This is a genomic window from Pseudomonas sp. HC1(2025) (genome assembly GCF_058742075.1).
On record NZ_CP196017.1, the window covers coordinates 963,901 to 974,714 of the forward strand.

A 10,814-nucleotide genomic window follows, 5' to 3' on the forward strand; every position below is an offset into this window, starting at 1 on the left:
TGGCGGTTGCTGATTTTCATTTTCGTTCGGCCATGTACCGAAAGCAGCGATTACGACTGTTGCTATGTTCTGCCAACGGAAGGAAACCCCCATGTCACGATTCTCTCTGCGGGCCGCCCGGCCGCTTGCCAAGGCGGTGCACCTGGCATTGGCCCTTGGTGCCTTTTCGGCCCTGAACCTGGCGCCAACCCAGGCCATGGCGCAAAGCCTGCCGGTGGTCTACCAGATCCAGCCGGGCGCCCTGGGCTCGGCGTTAAGCCTGTTTGCCACGGCCGCCAACGTCACTTTGTCGTTCAGCAGCGAGCAGACCCAAGGCATGACCACGCCGGGCCTGAGCGGTACTTATAGTGTCGAGGAAGGCCTGTCGCGCCTGCTCGCCGGCAGCGGCTTGCAGGCCCAGCGCCAGGGCAATGGCACTTACATCCTGGTGCCGGCGGTGCAGGGCGACACCCTGCAATTGGGCGCTACCACCATTTCCGGCCTGGGGACTACCAGCGAGGGTACGGGGTCCTACACCGTGGCGTCGACCCAGACCGCGACCAAGCTCAACCTTTCGCTGCGCGAAACCCCGCAGACCGTCAGCGTGATCACTCGCCAGCGTATCGATGACCAGAACCTGCGCAGCATCGGCCAGGTGCTGGAGCAGACGCCGGGGATCAACGTACAGAGCCCCGGCAGCGACCGCTTGTATGTATTTTCCCGTGGGTTGGCCATCGACAACTATCAGTACGATGGCATGCCTACCACATCCTTCGCGTTCAGTCAGGCATTGCCCCAGGCCTTGTCGGACATGGCCATCTACGACCGGATTGAAGTGCTGCGTGGCGCTTCGGGCCTGATGTCGGGCGCCGGTGATCCGTCCGGCACGGTGAACCTGATCCGCAAGAAACCGACCGATACGTTCAAGGGCTACGTCAGTGCCGGGCTGGGTTCGTGGGACTTGTACCGCAGCGAAGTGGACGTGTCCGGGCCCTTGACCGAAACCGGTAACCTGCGTGGCCGGGCGGTAGCGGCGTATCAGCAGGGCAACAGCTTCACCGACCATTTGCAGCAGGAAAAGACCATTGTGTATGGCGTGGTCGAAGCCGATTTGAGTGAGACCACCCTGCTGACGGCGGGCGTGGAATACCTCGATAACGACCCCAAGGGCTTTTCCACCACCGGCCTGCCGCTGCTGGACAGCAATGGCAAGCGCCTGCACACCTCGCGCTCCGACAACCCGGCCAGCCGTGACAGCAGCAACCGCCAGGAGTCGGTCAACACCTTCGCCTCCATCGAGCAGAAACTGGCCTATGACTGGACCCTGAAAGTCTCCGCCAATGCCATGTATGGCACCCGCGACTACGACTCGATCATCGTCGGCACCACCACAGGCTTCGTGAATGCCCAGACCGGCAATGGCCTGAGCTATACCGCCACCAAGGGCGACAACACCCAGGAACAGAAAGGCCTGGATATCATGTTTTCCGGCCCGTTCCAGCTGATGGGGCGCGAGCATGAGCTGGTATTTGGCTTCAACTTCCAGGACTACGAAAACCGTCGTAACGGCTTCGGCAACCTGCTGGCCGACGGCACCAGCAACAACGGTGTCAGCGGCAAGCCGGTGAATATCTACAGCTGGAACAACTATGCACCGCATGCGTCCTACAACTTCAACCGCGAAGACGACAACATCGACCAGTGGCAGAACGGGGTTTACCTGGCCACGCGCCTAAAACCCAGTGATGAGCTGTCGGTAATCCTCGGGGCGCGGGTCAGCAACTATCGGTATGACGCCTCGCTGCATTACAACGTGGCGAACATGGTGCGCTTCAACACCGACGACAGCGTGCGGGTCAATGGTGAGGTCACGCCATATGCGGGCGTGGTCTATGACCTCACGCCCAACCACTCGCTGTACGCCAGCTACACGAGTATTTTCAAACCCCAGCCCTACCGTGACAGGAGCGGCAGGCTGCTGGACCCGCGTGAGGGCAACAACTACGAAATCGGCCTCAAGAGCGACTACTACGGTGGGCGCTTGAACACCTCTGTTGCCTTGTTCGAGGTCGACCTGGAGAACGACGCCGTGGCCGATGGCATGGTCGCCGGCAGTGACACCCTGACCGCCTATGCGGCGAAAAAAACCAAGACCCGGGGGGTGGATATGGAAGTCAGCGGCGAGCTGCTGCCCGACTGGAACCTTGCCGCCAGCTACAGTCACAGTGTGGTCAAGGATGAGCAGCACGAACGCGTCAAAAGCAGCATCCCCGCCGACCTGGTCAAGGTCTGGACCACCTACCGCCTGCCCGGCGAACTGGAGCGCCTGACCCTTGGCGGCGGGGTGAACTGGCAAAGCGCGATCAACCTGACGGTGGACTCCTGGCGCTTCAGCCAGCCCGCCAAGGTCAAGCAGGGCGACTACGCCACTGTCAACCTGATGGCCCGCTATCAACTGACGCCACAATGGTCCGCGACTGCCACGCTCAACAACCTGCTGGACAAGAAGTACATCAGCTCCCTGGATGGCAACTTCTACAGCGGTTCCTACGGCGAGCCGCGAAACTTCATGCTGAGCACCAAATACGCTTTCTGATGGCATTGCCGCCCCGCAACGGTCCTGATTCAGGCCATTGCGGGGCGGCGAGCAGGGCATTAATTCGATTTTTTAGTAAATACTTTAACGTTGCAAAATATCCTCTGATTGACGATTTAATCGGATTTTCGCTGTATTTAGCAGAAAATAAATCTATTTGAAATGTATGGAATTGTGTCGCTATTGTCATAAATGCTTTTCTAAATGATAAAGATTTGCATTGCACTCCGCGACCTTTAGTGCTCCGTCTTGGTGCATATCGGCTCAACAAGGACTGTTTGCAATGAATAATCCCCCCTACCTGTTCAGCTCTCTTTTCCTGGCCGTCGGCATGCTGATCGCCGCCCCGGCGTTGCAAGCAGAAGAGATTGGTGAGGTCGATAAACACGCCGTCACCGAACTCGACACCTCGTTCGTCACCGCCACCGGCGGCGCCACGGACCTGCGCGATGCACCCGCGAGCGTCAGCGTGATTACCCGCGAAGAAATCGAGCGCCAGCCGGTGTATGACCTCAACACTCTGCTGCGGCGTGTGCCCGGCGTTACCGGTGGCTTCGGCCCGGTGGGCGAGCAATCGAAAATCAAACTGCGTGGCCTGGACGACAAGTACACCTTGATCCTGGTGGACGGCAAACGCCTCGGCGGTTCCGGGGATTTGAGCTATCGCCGCGATCTGGCGCGCCAGGACCTGAACTGGATCACCCCGAACATGATTGAGCGCATCGAGATCGTGCGCGGCCCCATGTCTTCGCTGTACGGCTCGGATGCCATGGGCGGGGTGATCAACATCATCACCCGCAAGGTCTCGAGCACCTGGAGTGGTTCGGCCAACGTCAACACCACGATTCCCGAAGACTCCGACCGGGGCCAGACCACCCAGACCAGCCTCAACCTGTCCGGGCCATTGACTGAGTCGGTGGGCCTGCGCCTGGGCGCCAACCTGACCCGGCGGGCCGCCGATGAGGTCACGGCGCGCCTGGATAAGGATGGCGAGTTCATGTACGGCGACGGCGCTGGCGGCGCCAAGGACCATAGCGTCAACGCCTTGCTCGACTGGAAGATCAACGATGAGCAGAGCCTGTCGTTCGAGGCCGTGCATGGTGTGGAGCGGTCCTGGTCGAGTAAAAAGACCTTTGGTGACTGGGGCGAAACCATCGGTGGCAGCTTTGGTCCTGGCCGTCTGATTCGTGACAGCTACTCCGTTTCCCACAGCGGGGACTGGAGTTTCGGCACCTCGAAGGTCGACCTGTACCTGAACAAATTCAAGAACGATATCGACTGGGGCAAATCCAGCGCCGAAGAAAAAATCGCCGAAGGCAGCCTGAACATTCCGTTTGAATTGCTCCTCAGCCAGCGCATGACCGTGGGCGGGCAGTGGAAGCGTGAAGAGCTGACCAACAGCGACACCCTGGGCACGGTGCCCGTGGACTATCAGGGCGCTGCGGTTTCCGGCTCGTCGCTCAAGGGGGACTACTCGGCCGCGTTTATCGAAGATGAGTTGTACCTGCTCGACAACCTGGCCCTGACCCTGGGCAACCGTTTCGACCACAGTCAAGACTACGGCAACCACAACAGCCCACGGGCGTACCTGGTCTACCATCCGCACCCGGACTGGACCGTGCGCGGTGGTGTGTCCAAGGGCTTCCGTGCGCCAAGCCTGAAAGAGGGCAGCGCCGGTGCCGCCACCGAGTCCGGCGGTCGCGGTTGCGGCTCGTTGAAACCCCTGGGTTATGTGAGCGGCAGTTGCTGGATGGCCGGTAACCCGAACCTGTCGCCAGAGACCAGCGTCAACAAGGAAATGGGTGTGTCCTTCGACCGTGATGGTTGGGAAGCCAGCCTGACGTACTTCCATACCGACTTCGAAGACAAGATCGAATATGCGCCACTGGGCCAATTCCAGGGTCGCTGGTGGACCATGCTGGAAAACGTCGAAAAAGCGCGCACCCGCGGCTGGGAAGGCTCGGTTCGCGTGCCGCTGACCGACTCCCTGGACTGGCGCACCAACGCCACCTACATGCTGGAAAGCAAAAACCTGTCCACCGGCGAAGACCTGATCAGCGCGCCCAAGTTGTCTGCTTTCAGTGCAATCAACTGGCAGGCCACCGACAAGCTCAACACCGAACTGTCGGCGCAGCATGTGGGTAAACAGCGCGGGGTGGGCAATGACTTCGTCAAGTCCTACACCACCTACGACCTGACGGCGAACCTGGCCGTGACCAAGTGGCTGACGCTCAATGGCGGCGTGCAGAACCTGCTGGACGAAGATGCGCGGGATGGTTCGACGACGTTCTATGTGCCGGGCCGGGCGTTTTTTGCCGGGGCGACGACTTACTTCTAAGGTGTAGACATGGCCCGTGAGCTATAGCTGCTCGCGGGCTTGCTCTCCAGGATTTCTGCGGGCATAAAAAAACGGCCTACCTTTCGGTAAGCCGTTTTTAGTACTTGGTGGCTACACAGGGACTTGAACCCCGGACCCCAGCATTATGAATGCTATGCTCTAACCAACTGAGCTATGTAGCCAAGTGGCGCGCATTATTCGCGGAGAACGGGAATGCGTCAAGCGCTTTTTTTGAAAATTTATCTACGCTATCAACTGTTTAAGCAAAAACACCGGGTGAGGCGACCAGTGGCTGGGGATTTGTGCGGTTCCTCAGGTCGCGAAAATCAAAGTGTGGGAGCGGGCGTGCTCGCGATGGTGGTGGGCCAGCCAATACGGGAGTTGACTGACCCAGCGCCATCGCGGGCAAGCCCGCTCCCACATTTGATGTGGGGTGGTCTTACCAGGCACAAGGCCGAAGGATTCTCTAGGAAACGCTCCTCAAATTAGACGGATCCATCTTGTTGGCCCTTTACAACCCATGAGCGCTGCATCGATTCACCTACTCGTTAGCCTGCTAACGGGATAGCCTTCCTGCCCCGAAAAATGGCACATTGTCGCACCTGCACCTGTGCATCCATCTGCTGTACGGAAACGTTCCTCATGGCTCTTACCAATTCCCAGCCTTCAGTGGCTACGACGCCGGCCGCGGCGCAATCCAGCCCGTTGGTCATGCGTATCATCGGCGCCGTGGCGCTGGCGCACTTGATCAATGACTTGATCCAGGCGGTGTTGCCGTCGATCTACCCGATGCTCAAGCAAAGTTATGGCCTGACGTTTACCCAGGTCGGCCTGATTACCCTGACGTTCCAGCTCACGGCCTCGCTGCTGCAGCCGTGGGTGGGGTATTACACCGACCGCCATCCCAAGCCGTTCCTGTTGCCCTGCGGGATGATCTGTACGCTGGTGGGGATTTTGATGATGTCCCAGGTCGGCAGTTTCCCGCTGATCCTACTGGCGGCGGCGTTGATCGGCATTGGTTCCTCGACCTTTCACCCGGAGGCGTCCCGCGTGGCGCGCCTGGCCTCGGGTGGGCGCTATGGCCTGGCGCAGTCGACCTTCCAGGTTGGCGGTAACGCAGGTTCGGCGTTTGGCCCGTTGCTGGCGGCGGCGATCATCATTCCGTATGGCCAGGGCAATGTGGCGTGGTTCGGCTTGTTCGCGGTATTCGCCCTGGGTGTGCTGTATGCGATCAGCCGCTGGTACCGCAACCATTTGAACCTGTTCAAACTCAAGCAGGGCCAGGCCGCTACCCACGGCCTGTCGAAAAACCGCGTGCTCGGTGCGTTGGTGGTGCTGGGGCTGTTGGTGTTTTCCAAGTACTTCTACATGGCCAGCTTCACCAGTTACTTCACCTTTTACCTGATCGAGAAGTTCGACCTGTCGGTGGCCAGCTCGCAGTTGCATCTGTTCCTGTTCCTGGGGGCGGTGGCGGCGGGCACGTTCTTTGGCGGGCCGATTGGCGACAAGATCGGCCGCAAGGCGGTGATCTGGTTCTCGATCCTGGGTGTGGCGCCTTTTACCCTGCTGTTGCCCCATGTCGACCTGTTCTGGACCAGCGTGCTCAGTGTGGTGATCGGCTTTATCCTGGCTTCGGCGTTCTCGGCGATTGTGGTTTACGCGCAGGAATTGGTACCGGGCAATGTGGGAATGATCGCCGGGGTGTTCTTCGGCCTGATGTTCGGGTTTGGCGGGATTGGTGCGGCGTTGCTGGGCTACCTGGCAGACATCCACGGCATCGAGTACGTGTACACGCTGTGCTCGTTCCTGCCGCTGCTCGGGGTGCTGGCGATTCTGTTGCCACGTTCGAAAAAGGCTTGAAGCCGGGGGAGGGCCCTATCCATGGGCATTCCCTCTCCTATTGGAATGGATGAGATTTTGTCGCACGTTTGAGCTGTTCCCGTGCCCGGGACAGGCGGGAACGGACGGTACCAATCGGGATCGCCAGGGCATCGGCGGTGTCCTGGTAGCTACCGTCGGTTTCCAGTGAGGCATACAAGGTGTTGCGCATTTCCAGGGGCAGGTTCTGGATTGCGCTGAGGGTGTTTTCCAGCCGGCGGTTGATCTCGAATTGGCGCGCCAGGTCCTGCTCTTCGTTATGTCCATGGGACAGCGACTCGTCGAACTCGCAATGCACCGGCTTGGCATAGAGGCGGCGGAAGTGATTGCGGATCAGATTCAGCGCGATCCCGCACATCCACGTGCTTAATGATGCCTGCGCGCTGAAGTGATGGCGGTTACGCCAGGCCTCCAGGTACGTCAGTTGCAGGATGTCGTCCGCATCCTCCGGGTTCAATACGCGTTTATGAATGAACCGGCGCAGGCGTTTGTGGTGGTCGTCGGACAGATCTTGGATGGATTGGCCAGGGTCACGGGGAAGATTAACTAAAACACTGATAGGGATATCCATGATTTTTCCTCAGGGTATAAGCAGTCGAAATGGCTTCGACGAGAACCCTGTTAGCACCGCTTGTGCCAATCGGAAATTGTCTGTATCTAATTGATATATATAGCGAAATATCTTGTTTTAGGTGTTTTTCATGCAAGAGCTTGCGCAAGCCGCCGTGGGTTTGTGCGGGTATTTTCATTGCTGATGCAAAGCGGATGAGGATGGAACCGTATGGGCTGTCCCAGCCACACAAGGATACGAATCTCTTGTGCTGGCACTCCCATGAAAGTCGATCCCAATCTTGAAGTGCAAACCCCCGCGCCCCTGAATCAACCGGCCCCGGCACGGATTGAGGGTGGGCTGCCGGTTCCGATAAACGCTCCGGTTGCTGACGATCTGAGTGTGCTGTTCACCCAGGAGGTCGAATTCAATGGCCGGGCGCTGGGCCAGCGCCAACTGGGCCTGCGGGCCCCAGCGGCCGAGCAGTTGACGCAGCTCTATGATCAACTGGGGCACCCGGCGCAGACGACAATGGCGACCGTTGCCCGTAACGTCAGGGTGCAACTGCTGGTCGGCGCCAAGGTCGGCAAGTTGATGGATATCACGGGCAACGACCCGGCGCGCGCGTATGTGGTGCTCAAGCACGTGGCGCTGCAGGCGGACGCCGAGGGGCGTACCGCCGAGGCGAGCCTGGCGCGCAGTTCGCTGGTTGACCTTGAGGCCCACTACAAACCACAGATCCAGGCGGGCCTGAACACCGCACTGGCATTGCAGGCCGGCAGTGATGACCCGCAGCTGCGCCAGGCGGTGCGCAGCCTGTATTACACCAGCGTGGTCACGACCCAATCGCTGGCGACCATTATGCAGTCGCTGCTGGGGCTGTTCGGGGGCGGGGACTTTGAGTCCGGGCTCAAGCTGATCCGCCGCGCCCTGGCCGACGATATTGCCGCGCAGACCTCTTCGGTAGACCGGGGCCAGTTGCGCACCCTGTTGCTGGGCTTGAATGACTGCAGCCGCCTGAGTGGTGTGCTCGCCCGCTGCAAGGATCTGATCGGCAAGTTCCTTCTGTTGTACCCCGAACTTCCCCTGGACGCGGTGGGCCTGTTGCAGCGCTTGCTGGGGTATGCGGCCAGCGGTCTTGCGCCCCACGAAATCAAGCACCTGGCCCGGGACCTGGGGGGCGATCAGTGGGCTCACCAATTACAGTCGCTGAGCACCTTTTTCCCGGAGCTCAAGGCCTTGCCGCTGGCCTGGTGGTGTGATGCAAGACGGCGCGAGGAGGCACTGAACAGCTACAAGCAGGTCCTGCTGGAGTACGCCACCCAGGAGCGAGGCACGCGGCATACCCACACGTGGCCGGAATTGAAGGCATGAGTGCTTTGCGGGCCATCAACGGCGTGCTGTTGAAGGTTGCACAACGCGCCGAAGTGCTGGGCGCGGTGGTGGTCATGGCCATTGTGTTTATCTTTATCGTGCCGCTGCCCACCTGGCTGGTGGATATCCTGATCGCCCTCAATATCTGTATTTCTTGCCTGTTGATCGTGCTGGCGCTGTACCTGCCGGGGCCGCTGGCGTTTTCATCGTTCCCGTCGATCCTGCTGCTGACCACGATGTTTCGCCTGGCGCTGTCGATTGCTACCACGCGCCTGATCCTGCTGGAGCAGGACGCCGGCGACATTGTCGAGGCGTTCGGCAACTTTGTGGTGGGCGGCAACCTCGCGGTGGGCCTGGTGATCTTCATGATCCTGACCCTGGTTAACTTCCTGGTGATCACCAAGGGTTCGGAGCGGGTTGCGGAAGTGGCGGCGCGTTTCAGCCTGGACGCGATGCCCGGCAAGCAAATGTCCATCGACAGCGACCTGCGCGCCGGCCTGATCGACGGCAACCAGGCCCGGGACAAACGTGAGCAACTGTCACGCGAAAGCCAGTTGTTCGGGGCCATGGACGGGGCCATGAAGTTCGTCAAGGGCGACGCCATCGCGGGGCTGATCATTGTCGTGATCAACTTGCTGGGCGGTTTCGCCACCGGCATGTTCCAGCATGGCATGAGTGCCGGCGAATCCATGGCTTTGTACTCGGTACTGACCATCGGTGACGGTCTGATCGCGCAGATTCCGGCCCTGCTGATCTCGCTGACCGCCGGCATGATCATCACCCGTGTAGCGCCTTCCGGGCGCAATAAAGGCAGCAACAACATGGGCGCCGAGATTGCCCGGCAAATGACCAGCGAGCCCAAGAGTTGGATGATTGCCTCGGTGGGCATGCTCGCCTTCGCCACGCTGCCGGGGATGCCCACGGTGGTGTTCATCCTGATTTCGTTGATGACCGGCAGCCTCGGCTATTTCCTGATGCGCCGCCGCCAGCGTGAGGAACAGTCGCAGGAACCGGCCACCGATACCGTCCCCCCAGAGCAGAACGGGGTGGAGGATTTGCGCGGCTTTGACCCGTCGCGGCCGTACCTGTTGCAGTTTCCGCTGGCCTTGCAGGAGAGCCCGCTGGTATCGGATGTGATCCACGGGGTGCGCCAGAGCCGCAATAGCCTGGTGACCCAGATTGGCTTGACCCTACCGCCGTTTGAAGTCGAGTTCGCCCCGGCATTGGCCGACGATGAGTTTCGTTTCTGCGTGCATGAAGTGCCGATATTGAAGGCCACGCTGGGACATTGGGTGGGCGTGGAAATGGCGGCATTTGCGGGCGAGCCCGCAAGCGGCAGCAGGGGCCTGGCGGAGCGCGACGAACAGGATTGGATGTGGTTTGCCCCCGATGACCCGCTGCTGGCGGACGAGCATCTGGCGCGCTCGACGGCCTACAGCCTGCTCCAGGAGCGCATGACGCGAGCGATGCTGCTCAGCGGCCCGCAGTTTCTCGGCATCCAGGAGAGCAAGGCGATTCTCAGTTGGCTGGAGTTCAACCAGCCGGAATTGGTGCAGGAGCTGCAGCGGATCATGCCGTTGTCGCGTTTTTCGTCGGTGTTGCAGCGCCTGGCCGGCGAGGGCGTACCGCTACGGGCGGTGCGCCTGATTGTCGAGGCGTTGATCGAGCACGGCCAGCATGAACGTGAGCCGGATGCCCTGGCTGACTATGCGCGTATTGCCCTCAAGTCGCAGATCCTGCACCAGTACAGCGAAACCGATGGCCTGCATGCCTGGCTGTTGTCACCGCACACCGAAAACGTGTTGCGCGACGCCCTGCGCCAGACCCAGACCGGGGTGTTCTTTTCTTTGGATAACGAAAGCAGTGCGGCGCTGGTCAGCTTGCTCAAGCAGGCCTTCTCCGTGCGCCCCAAGAGCAAAAGCGTGCTGCTGGTTGCGCAGGATCTGCGCAGCCCCTTGCGCACCTTGTTGCTGGAGGAGTTCAACCATGTGCCGGTGCTGTCGTTTGCTGAGTTGAGTGCATCGTCCAAGGTCAAGGTGCTGGGGCGTTTTGATCTGGCCCAGGAGAATCTGTTTCGAGAGGAAGTGGCATGAGGCCTG

Annotated in this window: 6 protein-coding genes and 1 tRNA gene; 5 read left to right on the forward strand and 2 right to left on the reverse strand. The window is 60.1% G+C overall.

All coding sequences use genetic code 11. The annotated features are described in order from the left end of the window. Positions 1-91: 91 nt before the first annotated feature. A complete protein-coding gene (locus ACSSVH_RS04105; protein WP_262377043.1) occupies positions 92-2,575 on the forward strand; it encodes a TonB-dependent siderophore receptor in 2,484 nt (827 codons plus the stop codon). A gap of 283 nt (positions 2,576-2,858) precedes the next feature. Then, complete coding sequence (locus ACSSVH_RS04110; RefSeq protein WP_169954831.1) at positions 2,859-4,913, forward strand: TonB-dependent receptor domain-containing protein; 2,055 nt, start codon at positions 2,859-2,861, stop codon at positions 4,911-4,913. A 105-nt stretch (positions 4,914-5,018) separates the two neighbouring features. Here the strand turns inward: ACSSVH_RS04110 and ACSSVH_RS04115 are convergent. Beyond that, positions 5,019-5,095: transfer RNA gene (locus ACSSVH_RS04115), tRNA-Met, on the reverse strand. A gap of 460 nt (positions 5,096-5,555) precedes the next feature. On the opposite strand from ACSSVH_RS04115, the gene ACSSVH_RS04120 reads away from it, so the two are divergent. Further along, the gene (locus tag ACSSVH_RS04120) at positions 5,556-6,773 is read left to right on the forward strand and encodes an MFS transporter (protein ID WP_169954832.1); all 1,218 of its coding nucleotides are present in this window, start codon (positions 5,556-5,558) and stop codon (positions 6,771-6,773) included. Positions 6,774-6,810: 37 nt separating this feature from the next. Here the strand turns inward: ACSSVH_RS04120 and ACSSVH_RS04125 are convergent, their stop codons facing one another. Beyond that, positions 6,811-7,362, reverse strand: coding sequence for an RNA polymerase sigma factor (locus tag ACSSVH_RS04125; protein ID WP_169954833.1), 552 nt, complete (start codon positions 7,360-7,362; stop codon positions 6,811-6,813). A 261-nt stretch (positions 7,363-7,623) separates the two neighbouring features. Here ACSSVH_RS04125 and sctW point away from each other — a divergent pair, with 261 nt between their 5' ends. Both sctW and sctV read left to right on the forward strand, forming a co-directional pair. Then, positions 7,624-8,715, forward strand: a complete 1,092-nt coding sequence (sctW, locus tag ACSSVH_RS04130; RefSeq protein WP_169954834.1) for a type III secretion system gatekeeper subunit SctW — start codon at positions 7,624-7,626, stop codon at positions 8,713-8,715. Further along, positions 8,712-10,808 (forward strand): type III secretion system export apparatus subunit SctV, encoded by a 2,097-nt coding sequence (gene sctV / locus ACSSVH_RS04135; RefSeq protein WP_170058594.1) that lies wholly within the window; start codon positions 8,712-8,714, stop codon positions 10,806-10,808. Before sctW ends, sctV begins: the two co-directional genes overlap by 4 nt. Positions 10,809-10,814: the final 6 nt, after the last annotated feature.